Source organism: Amycolatopsis sp. lyj-109 (genome assembly GCF_046548995.1).
In the GTDB taxonomy this organism is placed as follows: Bacteria; Actinomycetota; Actinomycetes; order Mycobacteriales; family Pseudonocardiaceae; genus Amycolatopsis.
Genome location: NZ_JAJPWR010000015.1, coordinates 13,793 through 33,407, shown reverse-complemented (window position 1 = coordinate 33,407; position 19,615 = coordinate 13,793). Strand labels below are relative to the sequence as shown.

21 protein-coding genes are annotated in these 19,615 nt (G+C 69.7%); 7 read left to right on the top strand and 14 right to left on the bottom strand.

The window, feature by feature from the left end:
• Positions 1 to 52: 52 nt before the first annotated feature.
• Both ACLJQF_RS30125 and ACLJQF_RS30120 read right to left on the bottom strand, forming a co-directional pair.
• The gene (locus tag ACLJQF_RS30125) at positions 53 to 1,150 is read right to left on the bottom strand and encodes an S-(hydroxymethyl)mycothiol dehydrogenase (protein WP_410613717.1); all 1,098 of its coding nucleotides are present in this window, start codon (positions 1,148 to 1,150) and stop codon (positions 53 to 55) included.
• Between the two features lie 104 nt (positions 1,151 to 1,254).
• Entirely contained in the window at positions 1,255 to 1,626 is a 372-nt protein-coding gene (locus ACLJQF_RS30120; protein ID WP_410613716.1) for a hypothetical protein, read from the bottom strand.
• A 41-nt stretch (positions 1,627 to 1,667) separates the two neighbouring features.
• Here ACLJQF_RS30120 and fdxA point away from each other — a divergent pair, with 41 nt between their 5' ends.
• Positions 1,668 to 2,084, top strand: coding sequence for a ferredoxin (gene fdxA / locus ACLJQF_RS30115; RefSeq protein ID WP_410613715.1), 417 nt, complete (start codon positions 1,668 to 1,670; stop codon positions 2,082 to 2,084).
• Between the two features lie 43 nt (positions 2,085 to 2,127).
• Here the strand turns inward: fdxA and ACLJQF_RS30110 are convergent, their stop codons facing one another.
• Complete coding sequence (locus ACLJQF_RS30110; RefSeq protein WP_410613714.1) at positions 2,128 to 2,994, bottom strand: sigma-70 family RNA polymerase sigma factor; 867 nt, start codon at positions 2,992 to 2,994, stop codon at positions 2,128 to 2,130.
• 78 nt (positions 2,995 to 3,072) lie between these two features.
• On the opposite strand from ACLJQF_RS30110, the gene ACLJQF_RS30105 reads away from it, so the two are divergent.
• Complete coding sequence (locus ACLJQF_RS30105) at positions 3,073 to 3,522, top strand: carboxymuconolactone decarboxylase family protein (protein ID WP_410613713.1); 450 nt, start codon at positions 3,073 to 3,075, stop codon at positions 3,520 to 3,522.
• A 53-nt stretch (positions 3,523 to 3,575) separates the two neighbouring features.
• On the opposite strand, the gene ACLJQF_RS30100 is transcribed toward ACLJQF_RS30105, so the two are convergent.
• The 3 genes from ACLJQF_RS30100 to ACLJQF_RS30090 all read right to left on the bottom strand — a co-directional run bounded on the left by ACLJQF_RS30100 (position 3,576) and on the right by ACLJQF_RS30090 (position 7,094).
• A complete protein-coding gene (locus ACLJQF_RS30100) occupies positions 3,576 to 4,838 on the bottom strand; it encodes a peptidase C39 family protein (protein WP_410613712.1) in 1,263 nt (420 codons plus the stop codon).
• 71 nt (positions 4,839 to 4,909) lie between these two features.
• Positions 4,910 to 5,311, bottom strand: a complete 402-nt coding sequence (locus ACLJQF_RS30095) for a PaaI family thioesterase (RefSeq protein ID WP_410613711.1) — start codon at positions 5,309 to 5,311, stop codon at positions 4,910 to 4,912.
• 55 nt (positions 5,312 to 5,366) lie between these two features.
• Positions 5,367 to 7,094, bottom strand: coding sequence for a TIGR03767 family metallophosphoesterase (locus ACLJQF_RS30090; protein WP_410613710.1), 1,728 nt, complete (start codon positions 7,092 to 7,094; stop codon positions 5,367 to 5,369).
• A 210-nt stretch (positions 7,095 to 7,304) separates the two neighbouring features.
• Between ACLJQF_RS30090 and ACLJQF_RS30085 the strand changes: the two genes are divergently transcribed.
• Positions 7,305 to 8,813 carry an HNH endonuclease gene (locus ACLJQF_RS30085; RefSeq protein ID WP_410613709.1) on the top strand — a complete coding sequence of 503 codons (1,509 nt, stop codon included), beginning with the start codon at positions 7,305 to 7,307 and terminating at the stop codon, positions 8,811 to 8,813.
• A 6-nt stretch (positions 8,814 to 8,819) separates the two neighbouring features.
• Here ACLJQF_RS30085 and ACLJQF_RS30080 read toward each other — a convergent pair whose 3' ends face one another.
• From ACLJQF_RS30080 to ACLJQF_RS30065, 4 genes are all read right to left on the bottom strand, one after another.
• A complete protein-coding gene (locus ACLJQF_RS30080; RefSeq protein WP_410613708.1) occupies positions 8,820 to 9,602 on the bottom strand; it encodes a carbohydrate ABC transporter permease in 783 nt (260 codons plus the stop codon).
• Between the two features lie 32 nt (positions 9,603 to 9,634).
• A complete protein-coding gene (locus ACLJQF_RS30075; RefSeq protein WP_410613707.1) occupies positions 9,635 to 10,528 on the bottom strand; it encodes a carbohydrate ABC transporter permease in 894 nt (297 codons plus the stop codon).
• A complete protein-coding gene (locus ACLJQF_RS30070; protein WP_410613706.1) occupies positions 10,525 to 11,814 on the bottom strand; it encodes an ABC transporter substrate-binding protein in 1,290 nt (429 codons plus the stop codon). Before ACLJQF_RS30070 ends, ACLJQF_RS30075 begins: the two co-directional genes overlap by 4 nt.
• Before the next feature lie 100 nt (positions 11,815 to 11,914).
• On the bottom strand, positions 11,915 to 13,543 hold the full coding sequence (locus ACLJQF_RS30065; RefSeq protein ID WP_410613705.1) for a long-chain fatty acid--CoA ligase: 1,629 nt from the start codon (positions 13,541 to 13,543) through the stop codon (positions 11,915 to 11,917).
• Positions 13,544 to 13,987: 444 nt separating this feature from the next.
• Between ACLJQF_RS30065 and mihF the strand changes: the two genes are divergently transcribed.
• Together mihF and ACLJQF_RS30055 are read left to right on the top strand one after the other, a co-directional pair.
• A complete protein-coding gene (gene mihF / locus ACLJQF_RS30060) occupies positions 13,988 to 14,299 on the top strand; it encodes an integration host factor, actinobacterial type (protein WP_410613704.1) in 312 nt (103 codons plus the stop codon).
• An 82-nt stretch (positions 14,300 to 14,381) separates the two neighbouring features.
• Positions 14,382 to 15,533, top strand: coding sequence for an isochorismate synthase MenF (locus tag ACLJQF_RS30055; RefSeq protein WP_410613914.1), 1,152 nt, complete (start codon positions 14,382 to 14,384; stop codon positions 15,531 to 15,533).
• On the opposite strand, the gene ACLJQF_RS30050 is transcribed toward ACLJQF_RS30055, so the two are convergent.
• From ACLJQF_RS30050 to ACLJQF_RS30035, 4 genes are all read right to left on the bottom strand, one after another.
• A complete protein-coding gene (locus ACLJQF_RS30050; RefSeq protein ID WP_410613703.1) occupies positions 15,530 to 15,787 on the bottom strand; it encodes a hypothetical protein in 258 nt (85 codons plus the stop codon). The genes ACLJQF_RS30055 and ACLJQF_RS30050 overlap by 4 nt on opposite strands.
• Before the next feature lie 2 nt (positions 15,788 to 15,789).
• Positions 15,790 to 16,110 carry a DUF6247 family protein gene (locus tag ACLJQF_RS30045; protein ID WP_410613702.1) on the bottom strand — a complete coding sequence of 107 codons (321 nt, stop codon included), beginning with the start codon at positions 16,108 to 16,110 and terminating at the stop codon, positions 15,790 to 15,792.
• 8 nt (positions 16,111 to 16,118) lie between these two features.
• A complete protein-coding gene (locus tag ACLJQF_RS30040; RefSeq protein ID WP_410613701.1) occupies positions 16,119 to 16,811 on the bottom strand; it encodes a 4'-phosphopantetheinyl transferase family protein in 693 nt (230 codons plus the stop codon).
• A gap of 61 nt (positions 16,812 to 16,872) precedes the next feature.
• Positions 16,873 to 17,694: a CPBP family intramembrane glutamic endopeptidase gene (locus ACLJQF_RS30035; protein WP_410613700.1), complete on the bottom strand. Its 822-nt coding sequence runs from the start codon at positions 17,692 to 17,694 to the stop codon at positions 16,873 to 16,875.
• Positions 17,695 to 17,873: 179 nt separating this feature from the next.
• On the opposite strand from ACLJQF_RS30035, the gene ACLJQF_RS30030 reads away from it, so the two are divergent.
• Positions 17,874 to 18,833 (top strand): ATP-binding cassette domain-containing protein, encoded by a 960-nt coding sequence (locus ACLJQF_RS30030; RefSeq protein ID WP_410613699.1) that lies wholly within the window; start codon positions 17,874 to 17,876, stop codon positions 18,831 to 18,833.
• A gap of 5 nt (positions 18,834 to 18,838) precedes the next feature.
• On the top strand, positions 18,839 to 19,573 hold the full coding sequence (locus ACLJQF_RS30025) for a hypothetical protein (protein ID WP_410613698.1): 735 nt from the start codon (positions 18,839 to 18,841) through the stop codon (positions 19,571 to 19,573).
• Positions 19,574 to 19,615 lie beyond the last annotated feature (42 nt).

The following is a 19,615-nucleotide window of genomic DNA, read 5'->3' as shown; positions in this document are numbered from 1 at the left end:
GGCCGGGTGCCCGGGTAGGGCTCGGCCGGGTACTCGTCGTCGGTGAAGAGGGTCAGAAGGTCACCACGCTGCGCAGGACGTCACCGTGGTGCATGCGCTCGAAGGCCTGCTCGACGCCGTCGACGCCGATCCGCTCGGTGACGAACTTGTCGAGCGGCAGCCGGCCCTGCAGGTAGAGGTCGACGAGCATCGGGAAGTCCCGGCTGGGCAGACAGTCGCCGTACCAGGAGGACTTGAGCGAGCCGCCGCGCGAAAAGAAGTCGATCAGCGGCAGGTCGTTCAGCCGCATTTCCGGCGTCGGCACGCCGACCAGCACGACCGTGCCGGCCAGGTCGCGCCCGTAGAACGCCTGCCGCCAGGTTTCGGGCCGGCCGACGGCGTCGATGACGACGTCGGGGCCGAAGCCGTTGGTGGCGTCCTGCATGGCTTCGACGACCTGCTCCTCGCTGAGGCCCTTGCTGTTGACGGTGTGCGTCGCGCCGAAGTCCTTCGCCCAGGTGAGCTTCCGGTCGTCCATGTCGATCGCGACGATCGTGGTGGCGCCGGCCAGCTTCGCGCCCGCGATGGCGGCGTCCCCGACCCCGCCGCAGCCGATGACCGCGACCGAGTCACCGCGCGTGACGGCGCCGGTGTTGATGGCCGCGCCGAGCCCCGCCATGACACCGCAGCCGAGCAGCCCGGCGACCGCGGGTTCGGCCTCCCGGTTGACCTTCGTGCACTGTCCGCTGTGGACAAGGGTCTTCTCGAGGAAGGCCCCGACGCCGAGGGCGGGCGACAGCTTGGTGCCGTCCTGGAGGGTCATCGGCTGGGTCGCGTTGAAGGTCGAGAAGCAGTACCACGGCTTGCCGCGCTTGCACGCCCGGCAGGTGCCGCAGACGGCGCGCCAGTTGAGGATGACGTAGTCGCCCGGTTCGAGATCGGTGACGCCCTCGCCGACCGCCTCGACGACACCGGCGGCTTCGTGGCCGAGCAGGAACGGGAACTCGTCGTTGATCCCGCCCTCGCGGTAGTGCAGGTCCGTGTGGCAGACCCCGCAGGCTTGGACGTTCACGACGGCCTCGCCGGGACCGGGATCGGGCACGAGGACGGTCTCCAGCGAGACGGGCTCGCCCTTCGCCCGCGAAACGACCCCCTGGACCTCGTACGGCATTCGAATCACCTTCCGGCTGCGCTGCTGGTCGACCGCAGCTAATCACGGATCATGCGGAGATGGCGACATCCGCATGAGTGACGTTTTGCGCAACAGGTTGCGTCTTACGCAACTGTGGTCAGCCAGGTGGCGATGGTCGCGAGGTCTTGGCCGGTGAGGCCGGTGCTCGCCCCGACGGTGTGCAGCAGCGCCGGGCCTGGGTGGTGGCTCGCGACCCAGACCCGGTCGGCGTCGGTGGTTTCGTCGACCCAGGCGAACGGGCGCCCCGCGGCTCGGGTGACGATCGTCCCGGTCTTCCAGTGCAGGCCGGGGATGCCCTCGTCGGGGAAGTCGAGCACGGGCAGCGGCGGCAAGCCCAGCAACGGGGCGATGCACTCGTTGGGGTCGGCCGGCCACGTGGTGGCCCAGACGAGGTCGCACCCGAGAGCCGGCAGCCGCGGGCCGTCGACGTCGAGGAACAGCAGCGGGCGGCGCATGATCTCCGCAGTCTGGCATGGCGGGTGGCTAGGTTGGTGGCATGTCATACGTGATCGCACTTCCGTGCGTGGACGTGACGGACCGCGCGTGCGTGGCCGAATGTCCGACGGACAGCATCTACGAGGGCGCCCGGAGCCTCTACATCCATCCGGACGAGTGCATGGACTGCGGCGCATGCGAGGTCGTCTGCCCGGTCGGGGCGGTCTACTACGCCGAAGAACTCCCGCCGGCGCTGCAGGAGCACGCCCCGGACAACGGCCGGTTCTTCACCGAAATCCTCCCCGGGCGCGACGCACCACTGGGTTCTCCCGGCGGTGCGGCCAAGGTCGGCCCGCTGGACGCGGACACCACGCTGATCGCCGCGCTGCCGCCACAGAGCCCGCCCGAGCGGCCGGTACCGCGCAAGAAGCCCCGAGATGGCGGCGGCAGTTGCTGCGCGGGCGATCGGCACGACTGAACCGGCGCGTGGAAGGGCGGGCCTCCGGCCCCCGGTTTCCAGCTTACCGAGCGCCACCGACAGTTTCCGGTGGCTCCGGAAGGTCCATCGACGCGAGCTTCACCGGGTCCGCCACCGCCGCGATGGTCGTGATCCGCCCCGCCACCACCGTGAACGCCACCACCGAAAGCGGCGTACCGCCCTCGCGCCAGGCGACCACGCCGGGTAGTCCGCCCACCAGCACCCTCCGGCCGTCGTGGGCCGCGCCGAAGCGGGCGCCCGCCGCCACGTTCGTCGCTCCGAGGACCACCACCACGCCGTCCGGGGTGTCGACCGTCAGGCGCACCTGCGGGTCCAGGACCTTCAGCAGTTCCTCGAAGTCGCCGTCGCGGGCTGCGGTCAGGAACGCCTGGACCACCGCTCGCTGCTCTCGCCCGGCCGCCACCGGGGGAGAAGGCGTCCGCACCTTGCGGCGGGCCCGGCTGGCGAGCATCTTGGCCGCCGCCGTGGACTTGCCGAGGATGCGGCCGATCTCCTCGAACGGGACCGCGAACAGGTCGTGCAGCACGAACGCCAGCCGCTCGCTCGGGCCGAGGGACTCCAGGACCACCAGCAGCGCCAGGCCCACCGAATCGGCGAGCTCCGCGTCCTCGTCCGGGGAGGGGCCGTCGTCGACCGTCACGGCGATCTCCTCGTACGGCGCTTCGGGCCGCGATCGGCGCGAACGCAGCACGTCCAGGCTGATCCGGCCGACCACCGTCGTCAGCCAGCCGTCGAGGTTCTCGATCGTCGCCGCGTCCTGACGCGACAGGCGCAGCCAAGCCTCCTGGACGACGTCTTCGGCGTCGGTGTGGGAACCGAGGACTCGGTGGGCCACCGCGCGCAGCCGGTCGCGCTGCGCTTCGAACGCCGAAGCCACCCTGTCGGACATGGTCGTTACCTTCCTCGCTTCCGCTCCGTCGTGGACATGACGGGCCCGGAGGGGCACAGGTAACCGATGGAGGAAACGATGGAACCACGGCTGAAGACCCGGAGCACGCCCGAGGTGACCGGAGCGATCCAGCAGCTGTTCAAGGGGGTGTACGCCGCCGGCCTCGACCCGCTGCTGCTCGGGCTGGTCCACCTGCGGGCCAGCCAGATCAACGGCTGTGCGCCGTGCACCTACGCGGGTGTCCAGGCGGCGAAGAAGCAGGGCGAAACCGATGACCGGCTGCACAGCGTCGTCACCTGGCGGGAGACGCCGTTCTTCACCGAGCCGGAGCGGGCCGCGCTGGAGCTGACCGAAGCCGCGACGCGGATCCAGGACGGCCAGCCCGGCGTGACCGACGAGATCTGGGCGGCCGCCGCCGCGCACTTCGACGAGACGCAGCTGTCCGCGCTCGTCACGCACATCGCGCTCACCGGCTTCTTCAACCGCATCAACCGCGCGATCCGGGAGCAGGCCGGCAAGACCTGGTGAGAGTTCATGAGGGGCACCTCATGAACTTGAAGTCCATGAGGTGCCCTCATGAACTAAGCCGGGGTGATGATGTACGCGATGCCGCCCGGTCCGCCCGCCACGGTGCCGTCCGCGCGGTAGCGCTTCGTCCGCTGCCAGATCTTCTCGAACTGGTCGCGCTGGTAGACGTTGCGGACCCGGTCGTTGCTGCTCGATGCCGGGTCGTTCGCGATCACGTCGCCGTCCTTGGTGAAGCCGACGACCACCATGATGTGGCCCGCCGTCCCGTAGCCGGCGCCGTCGAGCTCCGAGGACAGGAACGACTGCGACGTGATCACCGGGATGCCGCGCGCGATGTAGTTCTCCAGCTCGTTCAGCGAGTGCAGCCGCGTGATGTGGCCGCGCAGCCCGCGCGACGCCGCATACGCGGTGTTGAACGGCCAGTTGCCGGTGCCGTCGTAGGCGTGGTCGTAGGTGTAGCGCGCCGCGAAGGCGATCTGCGGGTCGACGTAGTCCGCCGGGATCCACGCCAGTTCCGCCGCCGACGGCTTCTTGCCCCAGTACTCGGCCACCATCTCGGTCGACGTCGGGCTGCACCAGGCCTCGCCGCCCCCGCCGTACTCCGGGAACTGTCCCTTGTGGAGGTTCTGCGCGTACGCGGGCACCTTCAGCTCGATCCCGGTGGCGCGACCGGGCTTCGTCGGCTGGACCTCGAAGCGGTCCGGGACGGCCGAAGTCATCGCGCCCAGCAGGCTCACCGACGGCGTCGCGCCCGACCCGGCTTCGCGGTAGAGGCTGACCCGCAGGTGGTACGACTTCAGCGTCACGCCGGCCTTCATCACCAGCGTGTCGACGTCGACCAGCGCGTTCGCGTCGTCCTGGCCGTCGACGCTGGTGCGCAGGACGTCGGCGTCGCCACTGGCCCAGCGGCCCATGACGTACCACGCCGTCTCGGCACCCGCCGACGTCCGGCCCCGCGCCTCGACCTGCAGCCAGGTCTTCGCGGGCGTCTTCGCGTTCCACGACGCGACCAGCTGCGTCGCGCCGAAGCCCTGCCGGTACTCCGGCGACGTCCACTGGCCGTACTCGTACGTTCTGGTCGTGCCCAGCTCCGGCTCGGTGTGCTCGACCGTGCCGGCCGGGTGCGTGATGCGCAGGCCGTCACGGGTGAGCGCCACCCCGGCGAAGCCGCCTTCGTGGAAGCGGCCGCCGGTCCACTCGTGGTAGTCGATCGCCTCGTCGTCGCGGGGCCGGACGGGTCCGGCTTCGGCGACCTGCGTGGTCGCAGCAGATAACACAACCACTGACAATAAGGTGAACAACTTGCGTGCGCGCATCGCGGCTCCCTGATAGACCCACCCAGTAGCCAGGGATTTTCGCTGTTCCGGCCGGGTCTGTAAACAGGTACCTACAACACTGCTTGCGTCTGTGTCACTTTCGCGACCAACTTGCCGTCGTCGTCGTGGATTTCGGTCTCCACCACGACGAACTTGCGGCCCGCGTGCAGTGGTCTGGACGACGCAACGGCGTAGCCCGAACGCACCGCACGCAGGAAGTTCGTCTTCGACTCGACGGTCGTCGTGCCCTGGCCGCCCTCGGGCAGGTTCAGGAACGCGCACACGGCGCCGGTCGAGTCGGCCAGCGCCATCAGCGCGCCCCCGTGCAGGGCGCCGCCGAGCGTGCAGAGGCTCTCGTCCCACTTCAGCCGGCTGCGGACGAGCTCGCGCCCGTGCGCCAGCACCTCGACGCCGAGGCGCTCGGAAAACGGCATGGAGCGGTGGAAGAGCTGGGTGCCCTCGGGATCGGTCATGCGGTCACTGTGCCGCACGGCCGGCCCGAGGGCGATTACCTCCCGGGTAACGCGCTCAGCTCAGCGGATTGACCAACAGCAGCTCGGTGTTGTGGTCCGCCGCCGCGCCGACCCGGCCCAGGTCGGTGTGGATGTCGTTGTAGGACAGTTCGCGGTACAGCGACGCAAGCGCTTGTGGCGTCCGGGCGTCGTAGTCCGCGGCGTACGGCGCTTCGGCCTCGATCAGCGTCGTGAACAGCGACAACGTGCCGTCGGCGTTGTCCGCGACCTCGACGATCCGCGCGTGCTGCGGGAAGTCGACGTGCGACGCCGTGTTGATCTCCCAGAAGCCCTGCTGCGGCGTGTTCCCGGCGTGCGGCGTGATCTTGTTGAGGTGCGTGTGGCCGTTGACCCAGGCCAGCACGTTCGGGAACCGCTTGAGCAGCGCGACGAAGGCGTTGCCGTCCAGCCGCGGGTCGAGCAGGTGGCGCGAGTCCGGCAGCAGGTTGCCCATCGAGCCGCTGGTGTGGTGGCTGAAGAGCAGGAACAGCTCGTCGGTCACGGCGTGGGTGACCTTGCGGCCGAAGAAGTCGTAGTACGTCGAGCTGTTGCGCTTGAGCGTCGACTCGACCCAGGAGTACTGCGCGAGCCCGATCGAGCCGTCGGCGAACCCGGCGTCGGTGGTGGTGTCGAGGCTGATCCCGGTGACGCCCGGGGCGATCCGGAAGGTGTAGTAGACGCATCGGCCGTCGGCGTTGGCGCTGGTGAAGCCGTGGCCGACCGGGCCGGGGCCGGTGTTGGCCGCGTCGAGGTGGGCGCGGACGAACTCGCCGGTGCCGAACGGGCGGCGCCGCGGGTCCGGCGTGATTTCGCGGATGGTGCCGCTGCCGCCGAACAGTTCCCCGACCGGGACGCTGGAGCCGGGCTTCCTGATGGCGTCGGCGAGCTTCTTCGTGGTGGCCTCGTCCTTGCCGATGACCTTGTACTTCCCGGTGTACCAGGCGTCGATCCCGGGGATCTGCGCCGGCAGCGAGCCGACGATGCTGTCGTCGTGGTTGCCGAAGGTGCAGTACCACGGGACGTCGAGGCCGGGCGCGGTGAACGTCTTCATGGCCGCTTCGAGCAGGCCGGGAAGCTGCGGGAACCCCTTCGCCGAGTACTTGTCGCCGACACCGGGGATCGAGGGGTTCCAGTACTCGTCGTTGCCCGAGCTCTGGACGCCTTCGTAGGCGTTCGCGTCGCCGGAGTTCGGGGTGACGGTGCCGCCGTTGAGCACCTTGAGGAACCAGTCGAGCTCGATCAGCTCGTGGTTGTCGGTGTTGTCGCCGGTGGTGACCATGAGGTCGAACGGCCGCCCGGTGAACGGGCCCTGCCGCACGCTGTTGACCCGCTCGACGAGCGCACTGGTGGCGACGGTGCCGAGCGCCTCCTGCGGCCGGTGCGCGGAACCGATGTAGGGGTGCAGGTACTCGAAGCGCGCGGGGCTTTCGGCGTCGGTGATGTGCAGGTCGGTGAACTGGACGAACGCGGACAGCGCCCGGCGCCGGTCGTCGCGCCCGCTCTTCGGCGTGGCGAGATCGCTCCGGACGACCAGCGGCCACCCGGGGCCCGCGGAAAGGCTCGAGTAGGTGCTGGTGCCGCCGCCCGTCGCGACCTGCTCGAGCGTGGTGCCGGCGGTGGTGACCGAGCGGGTGCTCGTGAGCCGCAGGGCGCGGTCGAGGGCGTTCGCGGTGGGCGTGCAGAGCAGGAGCCCGACACCGGCGGCGCCCGCGGTGGCGAGGGTGCGCCGGGTGAGTTCGGCCATGTGTTCGCTCCCCAGTCTTTCTCGGTTGCCCAGCACGGTGCCGGACGTGGGTGGACACGGGGTGAACGTGAAAAACATTCACCGTGACAGTTGAGTTCACCCTGTCACAGGTCGTGAGGTGTGCTGTACCGCCGAAGGTTGTGGGCAATTCGGCCGCTGCGGGAGCCGATCCGATATCGTGTGACGCGCTGAACCGGGGGAGGAAGCGGCGTGACATCGGTGTCAAGGGGGCGAGGGCCGGAAGTACCCCGCTCGACGAGGAACATCCTGTGGCGCCAGTCGATCGGCATGTGCGCCCTGTGCAAGACGGAACTCGCCACGGGCACCGGTTATCACGCGCCAGGCCCGAATGTCGCTCACGTCGTTCCGCTGGGTGCGCTCGGGCCTCGCGCAGAGTCGTCGGCGCCGGCCGATGTGGTGAACGCGCTCGCGAATCTCGTGTTGCTGTGCCCCAACTGCCACGACAAGGTGGACCGGAATCCCGAGCACTTCACCAAGGAAGTCCTGCTCGATCTGAAGGCGCGCCACGAGAGCTGGGCGGCGTCGCTGCGCAAAGCCGGGAGTAGTTGGAACGCTCGGTTCCTGTCCGTCGACTACGTCAACTTGCCGAGGATGCTGGACCTGCCCGGGGGTGAATCCATTTGGGATGTCGCCCGCGAACTAGGGCTCGACGATGCGAAGTCGTTCACCGAAAACGGCGCCCGTAGTGGCGCCTTCGTGAGACGCGTTCGCCCGATTTTCGAGACGGTGGACGCCCGCGCGGTGCCGCTCGACGCGGCGACCGTCGAGAAGGTGGTCGCGGGCTCCATGGTTTCGTTCGAAGCCGACGTGCGCGCGGTGGCCCGAGGGGGTGCCTTGCCGCAAGCCTTCCAATTCGTCGTGGGTGGCAGACAGGTCGTGGTGCGGTTCGACCCCCGTTGGCTGACGACGAGCACGGCGCAGGTCGAGATCGATACCGCCACCGAAGAGGACGTTCGTTACAGCGGCCTGGGTATTGTGGTCGGCGCAGCCGAGCAGGGGCTGCGCCTCTCCGCGTTGGTGTTCGGGAAGCCGATGACGGACGAAGTCGCCCTGTTCCGGGCGGTGACCTCGTCTCGAACCCCCGCGCGGGATCGAGACGAGGTCACCCTCTCGGACTATCGCTTCCGGCCACCGAAGTGGCTTGCCGACCGTGAAGGAGTATCGACCCCAGTGGCACACAAGGGTGACGACGTCCTGACGGTCGCACTTCGGTTCGACGAAGACGCGGTCCTGCCCGACCAGATCGAGCGAGTCACGTTCCGCGCGCTGGTGAAGACCACGCGGACGTTCGGCCGCGATCTGATCATCGCCGTCGGCAGCGAGCTGCCTTCCGTGTTGGAGAATGCCGGCATTCCGCGCGGGCGTGCCGACCGGTATCCGAAGATGAACGTCGCCGCGATGGCGATTTCCGGCTTCCTCCGCGCCGACATTCCGGCGCTGCACCAGGTGATGTCCGGCTTCGAGCCCTACCTGGAGCTGATCGAAGTCGACGATGAGCTCCGCGGTGACCAGCTTCTTTACCGGGAGTGCCTGCCGTCGTGGTACCGGATCACGGGCGACACCCTTTTCCTGCGGCGCGGTCTCTCGGAACGTGCCGAGGAGCAACCTCCCGGATGGGATGACCTGGGGGTCTTCGCTGCCGTCGAGTGGGATGAAGCTTACGCACAGGAACAGGCCGCACGCTTCGATCCGAGATGACCCGGTTCAGCCCTTCAGACCGGACTCGGCCACCCCGCGCACCAGGTACCGCTGCAGGAACGCGAACAGCAGCACGATCGGCAGGATCGACACCGCCGCCGCCAGGAACAGCAGGTTCAGCTGCGGGTTCTGCGCCGTCAGCAACCCCGACAGCGCCACCTGGACCGTCCACGAATCGGGTGACTGGGCGATGATCAGCGGCCACAGGAACGCGTTCCAGCTGCCGATCACGGTGATCACCGCGATCGCCGCGAAGAAGCCCTTCGAATTGGGCACCACGATCCGCCAGAACACGCCCCAGCGGCTGAGCCCGTCCACCCGGCCGGCCTCCTCCAGCTCGTGCGGGAAGTCCAGGAAGTACTGGCGGAACAGGAACACGCTGAACGCACTGAACAGCCCGGGGATCACCAGGCCGCGGAAGTCCGACAGCCAGCCCAGCGACGAGACGACCACGAAGCTCGGCACGAACGTCACCGACGTCGGGATCATCAGTGTCGCCAGCACCGCGTAGAACACGATCCGGGAATGCCGGTACGGGATCCGGGCGAGGCCGTAGCCCGCCAGGGAGCAGATCACCAGCAGGCCGGCCGTCTGCAGGGTGGCGACCAGCAGCGAGTTCAGCAGGCTGCGGGCGAACGGGACGTCCGAGAGCGAGAACAGCCGCGAGAAGTTCTCCCAGTGCACTGTGGACGGAAAGAACGTCCACTGTGGAGAGGTGAGGTCCGCGCGCGACGCCAGCCCGTTGCGCACCAGCAGGTAGAACGGCAGCAGGAACAGGATCGCGGCCACCGACAGGCAAGTCCATCGCGCGAACGCCCTCATCACGCCCGCCCGAACCGCAGCACCCGGCCCTGCAGCAACGTCACCAGCGCGATGATCAGCGCCAGGATCACCGCGCCGGCACTGCCGCGGCCGAGGTCCTGGCCGCCCGATCCCAGCGACGTGTAGTACAGGTAGACCAGTGGCGGCCGCGCGAACGGCGGGTAGCCGCGCGCGTCGCCCATGATGTTGTAGAACTCGTCGAACGCCTGGTAGGCGTTGATCAGGTTGAGCAGCAGCACCGCCACCGCCGTCGCGCGCAGCTGCGGCAGCGTGATGTACCGGAACACCTGCCAGCCCGGCTTGGCGCCGTCCAGCCACGCCGCTTCGTACAGCTGGGCCGGGATCCGCTGCAGGGCCGCGATGAACAGGATCATGTAGAACCCCAGCTGCAGCCACAGCCGCGCGGTCACCAGCACCACCCAGTACAGCGGCGGGTCCACCGTCCCGGTCCAGGCCACCGGGTCGATGCCGAAGACCGAAAGCGCCGTGTTCGCCAGTCCATATCGGACACCCGAGAACAGGGACGTCTTCCAGATCAGCGACGCCACCACGTACGAGCACGCGAACGGCAGGAAGAACACCGACCGGAAGAACGTCCGCGCGAACCGCAGCTGGTTGACGCCCAGCGCCAGCGCCAGCGACAACACGAACGTCAGCGGCACGATGAACACCGCGAACACGCTGAACGTCCCCAGGCTCGACAGGAACGGCTCGTCGGTGAGCATGTGCCCGTAGTTGTCCAGCCCGACGAAGTCGGTCGGCGTCACCGTGTTGCGCGCGTCGAAGAACGACAGGTAGGCGCTCCAGCCGATCGGCAGGTACGCGAAGATCGCCAGCCCGATCAGGAACGGCCCGACGAACAGCCAGAACGCGCGCGCATCGCGCCGCTTCATCCGAACAGGCGCTTCAGCTCGGCCTTCGCCACTTCGACGGCGGTCTTGACCTGTGCCGCCGGGTCCGCGCCCTCCTTGGCGATCTTCGCGACCGCGTCGGACAGCGCCGTGTTCGACGGCTGCGTCCACACCGGACCGCCGACGAGGTGGCTGTTCTCCTGGACGAACCGGGCCGCGTCGGCGGCGGGGCCGGACTTGAGGCTGTCCGCGCGGCCGATCAGGCTCTGCCGGGCCGGGACGTGGAAGCCGAACTTCGTCGCGAACTCCAGCTGGTTCTGCGTCTGGTCGACCCACAGCCACTTCACGAACGCCTTGGCTTCGGTGACGTGCGCACTCTTGGCGTTCACCATCGCGCCGTACGCGCCGACCGGCACCGACGGCGCGCCGCTGCCGTCCAGCTTCGGGAAGGGCAGGACGCCGAAGTCGTCGTCGAACGCCTGGCGGATCTTCGGCACGTTCCACAGCCCGGTCCACTGCATCGCGGTCAGCCCGTCGATGAACGCGCCCGGGTCCGACCAGTCCGCCGGCGCGCCGAGCAGCAGGGAACCGTTGGCGTTCAGCGTGTGCAGCTTCGCCAGTGCGGTCGCCGCGCGCGGGTCGTCGAAGCCGACCTCGCGGTTGCCGTTCTTCAGGTAGTCGAGTCCCGCCGACCACAGCAGCGGGCCGGTGAGCACGCCGACGCCGCCGTCGTTGCCCGCGAAGAAGCCCTTGACGCCGTCCTTGGTGAGCTTCGCGGCCGCGTCGATGAGCTCGTCGACAGTCTGCGGCGGCTGCACGCCGGCGGCCTGCAGCAGGCTCTTGCGGTAGAAGAGCAGCTGCGTGTCGGTGGCCTGCGGGACGCCGTAGACCCGGCCCTCGACGGTCTGCGCGGCCAGCACGGCCGGGCTGAAGTCGCTCTTCGCCTGCCCGATGACGTCGTCGAGCGGGACGACCTGCTTCTGCCGCACCCAGTCGATCTTGACCTGTGCCTCGAAGACGTCGGGCACCTTGCTGTTCTGCAGCGCGGTGACGATCTTCGAGTCGTAGTCGCCCGGGTTCCACTGCACGGTCACGGCCGCGCCGGGGTAGCTCGCGGCGTACCGCTTGACGGCGTCCTGGACGCCTTCCTCGCCGTACGCGTGGTACCACTGCTGGAGCGCGACCTTCGGGGCGTCCGACGGCGGTGGCCCGGCCGAGTACGCGGTCGAGGGCGGCGGGTCACCCTGCCGACCGGTGTTCGACCCGCACGCCGTCGCCAGCGCGCCCATGCCTGCGAGAGCCAGAAAGCTCCGCCTGTTTCGCTGCATCCCCAGAACCTCTCCGACGTGCTCCGAAGGCCACCATAGGGGCGTTAGGTTCCCCCATGGTGACCACCAAAGGCGTGAAGACTCGCCGGAGATTTACCCGTTAGAGCTGGGCGATGTCGAGCTTTCCCTCGGAGTAGGACGCGCGGATCCGCTTCTTGTCGAACTTGCCGACGCTGGTCTTCGGCACCTCGTCGACGAACGTCCAGTTCTCCGGCAGCTGCCACTTGGCGACCTTGTCGCTGAGGTAGTCCCGCAGCTCCTCCGGCGTGACGCTCTGGCCTTCCTTGAGCACGACGGCGACCAGCGGCCGCTCGTCCCACTTCTCGTCCGGGATCCCGACGACCGCGGCCTCGGCCACCGCCGGGTGGCCCATCACCTGGTTCTCCAGGTCGACCGAGGAGATCCACTCGCCGCCGGACTTGATGACGTCCTTGGCGCGGTCGGTCAGCGTGAGGAAGCCGTCCGGGCTGATCTTGCCGACGTCGCCGGTGCGCAGCCAGCCGTCGTGGAACTTCTCCGGATCGATTTCGGCTCCGCCGTAGTACGACGCCGCGATCCACGGACCCTGGACCTCGAGCTCGCCGACGGCCTCGTTGTCCCAGGGCAGCACCGCGCCGTCGTCGTCGATCAGCCGCGCGCGCACGGACGCCGGGAAGCGGCCCTGCGTGTAGCGGTACTTCCACACGTCGTCGCCGGTCGCCGACGCCGGTGGGCGGGCGACGCTGCCCAGCGGCGACGTCTCGGTCATGCCCCAGGCGTGCAGGATCGGGACGTCGTGCCGCTCCTGGAAGGCGTGCATCAGCGACGGCGGCACCGCGGACCCGCCGACGACGACCTCGCGCAGGTGCGAGATGTCCTGCGGGTGCGCTTCGAGGTGGGCGAGCAGGCCCTGCCAGACGGTCGGCACCGCGCCGGCGAACGTCGGCTTCTCGGCGGCCAGCATCGCCGAAACCGGCGCCGGCTGGAGGAACCGGTCCGGCATCAGCAGCGACGCGCCGACCATCAGCGACGCGTACGGCAGGCCCCACGCCATCGCGTGGAACATCGGCACGATGGCGAGGGCCTTGTCGTGCTGGGCGAGTTTCATGCTGTCGGTCATGCAGACCTGCATCGAGTGCAGCCAGATCGACCGGTGTGAATAGGCGACACCCTTGGGGTCACCGGTCGTGCCCGAGGTGTAACACATCGCGGCGGCGGAGCGTTCGTCGACGTCCGGCCAGTCGAAGGTGTCGGGCTGGGCGGCCAGCAGCTCGGCGTAGGAGTGCACCTCGACGCCGTCGGGTGCCTCGAGGGCCGCGGCGTCGCCGTTGGCGACGATGACGTGCCGGACCGTCTTGAACTGCGGCAGCTGCTTCGCCAGGAGGGGGACGAGGGTGCCGTCGACGATGACGACGTGGTCCTCGGCGTGGTTGGCGACGAACACGAGCTGCTCCGGGAACAGCCGGATGTTCAGCGTGTGCAGCACCGCGCCCATGGCCGGAACGGCCAGGTAGGCGGCCATGTGCTCGGCGTTGTTCCACATGAACGTGCCGACGCGCTGGTCTCCTGTCACGCCGAGGCTCTTGAGGGCGTTCGCGAGCCGGGCGGCGTGCCGGCCGAGGTCGCCGTAGCTCTCGCGCCGGGCTTCTGAACCGGTCCAGGTGATGACTTCGCTCGCCGAGTGCACCGATGTGCCGTGGCGGAGCAGGTTCGCCAGCGACAGCTGGCCGTCCTGCATGGTGCTCAACATGGTCGCTCCCGGGGGTCGCTCGCCGGTGAACTGGGGTTGCGCCGACTCTAGTGCGGATCGGGTGAAGCGGGCATGGTCAACTGCGGCTCCGTTCGGTCACGGTCGTCGCGCGATCGGGCGACGACCGGACGATGATCAAGGTCGTCAGTTTTTCGGCTTTTCCTTATGTGCAAGGAAATGTGCACGAGAACAGTGCGTAACGGAGGTTCCACTTCCGGGTGAGAGAGGACACGCGCGCCAGTTCTTGGGAGCGTTTCCGCAGGCCGGGGCGGGTTGCCCGGTATCACCTCCGGGGGTAATAAGTGCGTGTCGGTTGCACGGCCGCGAAGCGGGTGGCGTTTACTGGGCCCGTGGCAAGAGACGGCTGAGCAGCGCTTGCAGGAGCAAGCGCTCGTAAAAGCTGTCGGCCGCGAAAGCGGAGACCTGAGAGGAAAGGACACTACGTTGGCTCTGCCTACGTTGACTCCGGAGCAGCGCGCTGACGCCTTGGCCAAGGCCGCCGAGGCTCGCAAGGCGCGTTCGGAGCTGCTCGCGTCGATCAAGTCCGGCCAGGAGAGCATCGACAAGGTGCTCATGAAGGCCAAGGAGAACAAGACCATCGGGAAGACGAAGGTCACCCAGTTGCTGAAGGCCGTCCCCGGCCTCGGCGCGGTGAAGGTCGCCGCCCTGCTCGAGCAGGCCGGCATCGACCCGGACCGGCGTGCGGCCGGCCTGGGCGAGCGCCAGCGCGAGGCGCTCATCGACGCGCTCAAGTAGCCCGTCACCAGGAGCTGACCGCGAGGGGAGTGTCGCTCGTGACACTCCCCTCGCGGATCTCCCGAAGCCTGGGACGCTGGACATCGTGAGTTCACATGATCCGGCGACCCCGGTAGACCTCGCCGCCCGCTACCAGCGAGGCGACTTTCTCTTCACGACGGCCGAGCGCGCACTCCTCGCTCAGGGCACGATCCGGACCGTCACCGAGACGGACCCGCTGCGGCTAGCCTCGGCGATCCCCGGTGTCCTGGCCGAGACCGGTGCCCCGCTGGCCGTCGGCATCCTGCCGTTCGACACCGGGCCCGACACGAAGGTGCCGGGCCATCTCGTGGTGCCCCGGACCGTCCACCGCTCCTCGGGAACGCCCTCGCTGCCGCGGGAGGTCCTCCCGTCGCCCGTACGCGTGCGTGCGGTGCCGTCGCCCGCGCTGCACATGGCGGCCGTGCGATCTGCAGTTGCGGCGTTGGCTTCCCGTGACCTGCGCAAAGCCGTGTTGGCCCGCGCTCTGGACCTCGAGTTCGCCGCGCCGGTACCCGCCGAGAGCATCGTGCGGAACCTGGCCGTCGGCAATCCCCGGCACTTCACGTACGCGGCCGAGCTGCCGGGCGGCCGGTCACTGGTCGGTGCGACGCCCGAGCTGCTGCTGCGCCGCACGGGCCGGACGGTGTTCTCGTCCCCGCACGCGGGGTCGATGCCGCGCTCGGCGGACCCGGTGGCCGACCGGGCCAACGGCGAGGCGCTGCGGACGTCCCGCAAGGACCAGCTCGAGCACGCGGTGGTGATCGACTACCTGGTCGAGGCCCTGCGGCCGTTCTGCCGGACCCTGGACGTCCCGGCCGGCCCGGAGCTGGTCACCACCCCGGCGATCTGGCACCTGCGCACGCCGATCACGGGCGAGCTGGCGGACCCGGACATCACGGCCCTGGACCTGGCGGCGGCGTTGCACCCGACCCCGGCGGTCTGCGGCACCCCGACCGAGGGCGCCCGCGACCTGGTGCAGGAGCTGGAGCCGTTCGACCGCGACTACTACGCGGGCGCGGTGGGCTGGGTCGACGCGGCGGGCGACGGCGAGTGGGCGGTGGCGATCCGCTGCGCGGAGATCGCGTCGACGTCGATGCGGCTGTACGCGGGCGGTGGCATCGTGGCGGCGTCGGAACCGAAGGCGGAACTGGACGAGACGACGGCGAAGTTCCGCACGTTGCTGAGCGCGATGGGTCTGGAGGACGTCGCTTAGTCGGCCCAGAGGACGCGAAGCAGATCGACCCGGTTCTGGTCTTCCCGGATCAGGTACGTGATCAGTCCTTCGCTGCGAGGACCGAATGCGAGGTTGCGCATGGCCCCCTCCGGGTTCGACCGGTGGTACGGGTCGCCCTTGCCGGGAACCAATTCGAGAACGCTGACGGCCTCGGCCAGCGCGTGGAGCGCCGACTTCGGCAATCCGCGGATCTGGTCCTGGACCTCGGGGTACACCTCAATGTCGTAAGCCACTGCTACAGGCCGAGCTCCGTCTTGAGCGAGTCCCACGACCGGGTGCCGGTGGGGGCCTCGCCGGTGTGCTGAGCCAGCTTGGCCGCTTCGACCATCCGGCGGTGCGCCGCCGGGTCGGCTTCGGTGCTCCACGCGATCCGCCGCCAGGATTCCAGAGTCTCCACCAGGTCGGTGAGGCTCAGTGCTTCTCGCGCGACGTCGAGAGCGCGCCGGTAGTCCTGGTCGAACCGGGGTACATCTTCGGGGAGCAGCGCAGCCCGGATCGCCGCCGGCGACGTGCCCGCGGGATACCTCGGCTCACCTGTGGTCGCCGGTGTGGACATGCCGGTAACTATAGCCGCGGTAGCCAGTGTTCCTCGGTGACCGACAGTTCCTCGGTGGTCAGCACCGCGATGGCCGCGCGATACCCGTCCGCGGCCTTCAGGTCCGCCAGGCGGGTCGTCGCCGGGTCCAGGGCCGGGTCGCCAGAGGCGGCCAGGCGGGCCGGTTCGTCGTAGCGGGAGAACGTGATGCTCTGCAGCGGGATGCGCAGGCCCTTGCCGGTGGCCTTCATCACCGCCTCCTTGCGGGTCCAGTAGACGAAGAACGCCGCGGCCTTCTCCGCCGGGTCCAGGCCCGCCAGGTGCGCCGCCTCCACCGGGCTCAGCGCGTACTCGATCAGGCCGTCGTCCGCGCGGCGGGTGGCCGTCTCGACGTCGAGGCCGACCGGCACCGACGGCGTCGCCGCGATGCCGATCAGGTCGCCCGAATGCGAGATCGAGAGCGTCAGGTCCGCGCCCGGGATGCGCGGCCGCCCGTGGGGTTTGCCGCAGTCTTCGCAGGTCGCGTCGAACTTCACCGTCTCGACGGCCAGGCCGAGCCGCTCGGCCGCGACCGTTTTCGCCAGGACGCGGCCGGTGAGGAAGCGCCGCTTGTCCGCCTCCTGCCGGTACGCCTCGAACCGCCCTTGCTCGACGTCGTCGAGCAGGCGCATGAAACGTTCTTCGACGGGCAACGGCGACGACCAGCGGACCTCGATCTCCATCACACCCCCGATCCTTCCGGGCCCGGAAGCCGTTGTCACGGATTCCGGGCGAGGTCTGGGGTTATCCGGACAGGGCAGCCGTGCTCGTCGACGACGGTCCAGCGTGGGCGGCCGGCGTGGTGCGCCACGCCGGGCGGTCGGCCAGCACCAAGCCGGCGGCGATCAGGCACCACAGCGCGCCGGTGAGCCAGTCCATCCGGTCGGCGTCGGCTCCGGTGAAGCCGAGCGCGGCGTAGCTGATCGCGCCCTGGGCGACGTGGAAGACCAGCGCCATCAACGCGCTCCCGCCGGTGTGGTTGACCAGCCACACGTAGACCAGGGTGATCGCGAAGGTCACGACGAGGCCGATCGGGGCGAGCATGCCCGAGGTGACCAGCGGCAGGTGCCACAGGGCCGCCACCACGCCGAGGGTGGTGGCGGCGCGGAGCGGGGACCACTTCTCCTGCAGCCGCGGCAGGGCGTAGGCCCGCCAGCCCGGCTCCTCGCCGAACGGCCCGTCGAGCGGGTCGACGAACCGGAACGCGACGACCAGCCCGATGTCGGCCCAGGCGAGGCGGCCGAGGTCGGGGGCGGGCGCACCCCAGAGCGTCACGTTCGCGACCGAGGCGACGGCCAGCACGGCCAACGGCATCCCGATGGCCACCGCCCACCACGTCCAGCCGACCCGCCAGCGGGTCAGCCGCGCGAACAGGTCGCGGTAGCCGGCCCGGCCGTCGGCGACGGCGATGACGACGATCGCCGCGACCACGGGGCCACAGGCGAAGAAGGGCGTCGGCGAGCTGCCGGCGACGTAGAACGGCCAGGCCCACCAGGAAACGGCGAAGGCGAGACCGAAGAACACGGTGAGGCGGTGGCGGCGGGTCCACGCGGTGATCGCTGACATCGGTTCCTCCCGGAGGCTGGGTTCCGGTCCACAGTGGGCCAAGGGGCAGTCGCGCCGATAGCGGGCGGCCCCCGGCGTCCGGTGAGGGTTTTCCCCGTGGTGGACAGGGTTTTCCCGCTGCCGACGCGGTGGGTGCGGGGGGCACAGTGGCATCTCGACAGCGCCACGAGGAGGAACTCATGATCGAAACCCGCGGACTCACCAAGCGCTACGGCCCGACGCTCGCCGTCGACGACCTGTCCTTCACCATCCAGCCGGGCCGCGTCACCGGCTTCCTCGGCCCGAACGGCGCCGGCAAGTCGACGACCATGCGGATGATCCTCGGGCTGGACCGGCCGACGTCGGGGCACGCCCTGATCGGGGGCAGACCGTACGAGGACCTGCGGCACCCGCTGCGCGAGGTCGGCGCGCTGCTCGACGCGAAGTGGGTGCACCCCAACCGATCCGCCCGTGCCCACCTGCGCTGGCTCGCCCGCTCGAACCGGTTGCCGGCCGCCCGGGTGGACGAGGTGCTCGACCAGGTCGGGCTGACCGCGGTCGCCGGCCGCCGCGCCGGCACCTTCTCGCTCGGCATGTCCCAGCGGCTCGGCATCGCCGGCGCGCTGCTGGGCGACCCGGGGGTCCTGCTGTTCGACGAGCCGGTCAACGGACTGGACCCGGAAGGCATCGTGTGGATCCGCCGGTTCATGCGGGACCTCGCCGCCGAAGGGCGCAGCGTGCTGGTGTCCAGCCACCTGCTCCCGGAGATGGCCCTCACCGCGACCGACCTGGTCGTCATCGGGCGGGGCAGGCTGATCGCCGAGAGCTCGACCGCCGAGTTCGTCGACGGCGCCGTCACCTCGACCGTGCGGGTGCGCAGCCCCCAGCTGCTCGATCTGGCGGAAGTGCTGATGCAGCAAGGAATCGACGTGCGAGCCGACGCCGGCGACGACCGGTCGCTGGTCGTCACCGGCACCGACATCGCCCGGGTGGGCGAGCTGGCCGCGGGCGCCGGGCTGGTGCTGCACGAGCTGGCGCTGCAGCGCGGCTCGCTCGAAGAGGCGTTCATGCACATCACGGGGCACGACGTCGAGTACAGCGCCGGCGCATCCGCCGGTGCCCGGAACGACTCCGCGGTGCTCGCCGCGGCGGGAAGGTGACCACCATGTCCCTCATCGCAGCCGAACGGATCAAGCTGACGACGATCAGGTCGCCGTGGTGGAGCGCCGCGTTCGGCGTCGTCGCCACCATCGGCGTGGGCTCGATTTCCATGGCGGGCAACCAGGAAACCGGGTTCTCCGGGGTCCCGTCGACCCAGCTCGGCTACGGCCTCGGCATGGCCGTGGTCATGGTGATGGCGACCCTCGCGGTGACCACGGAGTACTCCGTCGGCATGATCAGGACGACGTTCCTGGCCGCGCCGGCCCGCGGTGCCGTGCTGCTGGCCAAGACGCTGGTCGTCGCGCTCGCCGCCGGGCTGGTCGGCCTGCTCGCCGCGTTCGGCAGCTGGGCGCTGGGCCTGGTCCTGATGCCGGGCAGCGATCTCGCGTTGCACGGGCCCGCCGAATGGCGTCAGGTCGGCGGGGTCGGCCTGGTCTACCTGGTGGCCGCGGTGTTCGCCGTCGCGGTGGGCATCCTGGTCCGGCACACCGCCGGCGCGGTGGCGCTGGTGCTGACCTGGGCGATGATGGTCGAGTCGCTGCTCGCCATGATCCCCGGGTTCGAGCCGGCGGCCCGCTGGCTGCCGTTCCAGGCCGCCAAGAACTTCCTGCTCGGCGGCCGGCCCGCGGACGGCGCGGGGCTGACCGAGCAGCCGTGGGCGGCGATGGGCTACTTCGCGGCGGTCAGCGGTGTCCTGCTGGCGATCGCGGTCGCGGTGGCCAAGCGCCGGGACGCCTGAGGCGGGGCGTCGGTGGCCGGATCCGGGAACGGGTCCGGCCAC

What these genes read in the sequence shown, in the direction of transcription:
- ACLJQF_RS30040 (WP_410613701.1), bottom strand. Translation starts at nt 16,811, where the DNA reads ATGGAGATCGAGGTCCGCTGGTCGTCGCCGTTGCCCGTCGAAGAACGT.
- ACLJQF_RS30025 (WP_410613698.1), top strand. Translation starts at nt 18,839, where the DNA reads ATGTCCCTCATCGCAGCCGAACGGATCAAGCTGACGACGATCAGGTCG.
- ACLJQF_RS30090 (WP_410613710.1), bottom strand. Translation starts at nt 7,094, where the DNA reads ATGGCCGAACTCACCCGGCGCACCCTCGCCACCGCGGGCGCCGCCGGT.
- ACLJQF_RS30100 (WP_410613712.1), bottom strand. Translation starts at nt 4,838, where the DNA reads ATGCGCGCACGCAAGTTGTTCACCTTATTGTCAGTGGTTGTGTTATCT.
- ACLJQF_RS30070 (WP_410613706.1), bottom strand. Translation starts at nt 11,814, where the DNA reads ATGCAGCGAAACAGGCGGAGCTTTCTGGCTCTCGCAGGCATGGGCGCG.
- ACLJQF_RS30065 (WP_410613705.1), bottom strand. Translation starts at nt 13,543, where the DNA reads ATGTTGAGCACCATGCAGGACGGCCAGCTGTCGCTGGCGAACCTGCTC.
- ACLJQF_RS30075 (WP_410613707.1), bottom strand. Translation starts at nt 10,528, where the DNA reads ATGAAGCGGCGCGATGCGCGCGCGTTCTGGCTGTTCGTCGGGCCGTTC.
- fdxA (WP_410613715.1), top strand. Translation starts at nt 1,668, where the DNA reads ATGTCATACGTGATCGCACTTCCGTGCGTGGACGTGACGGACCGCGCG.
- ACLJQF_RS30030 (WP_410613699.1), top strand. Translation starts at nt 17,874, where the DNA reads ATGATCGAAACCCGCGGACTCACCAAGCGCTACGGCCCGACGCTCGCC.
- ACLJQF_RS30105 (WP_410613713.1), top strand. Translation starts at nt 3,073, where the DNA reads ATGGAACCACGGCTGAAGACCCGGAGCACGCCCGAGGTGACCGGAGCG.
- ACLJQF_RS30095 (WP_410613711.1), bottom strand. Translation starts at nt 5,311, where the DNA reads ATGACCGATCCCGAGGGCACCCAGCTCTTCCACCGCTCCATGCCGTTT.
- ACLJQF_RS30125 (WP_410613717.1), bottom strand. Translation starts at nt 1,150, where the DNA reads ATGCCGTACGAGGTCCAGGGGGTCGTTTCGCGGGCGAAGGGCGAGCCC.
- ACLJQF_RS30110 (WP_410613714.1), bottom strand. Translation starts at nt 2,994, where the DNA reads ATGTCCGACAGGGTGGCTTCGGCGTTCGAAGCGCAGCGCGACCGGCTG.
- ACLJQF_RS30035 (WP_410613700.1), bottom strand. Translation starts at nt 17,694, where the DNA reads ATGTCAGCGATCACCGCGTGGACCCGCCGCCACCGCCTCACCGTGTTC.
- ACLJQF_RS30120 (WP_410613716.1), bottom strand. Translation starts at nt 1,626, where the DNA reads ATGCGCCGCCCGCTGCTGTTCCTCGACGTCGACGGCCCGCGGCTGCCG.
- ACLJQF_RS30045 (WP_410613702.1), bottom strand. Translation starts at nt 16,110, where the DNA reads ATGTCCACACCGGCGACCACAGGTGAGCCGAGGTATCCCGCGGGCACG.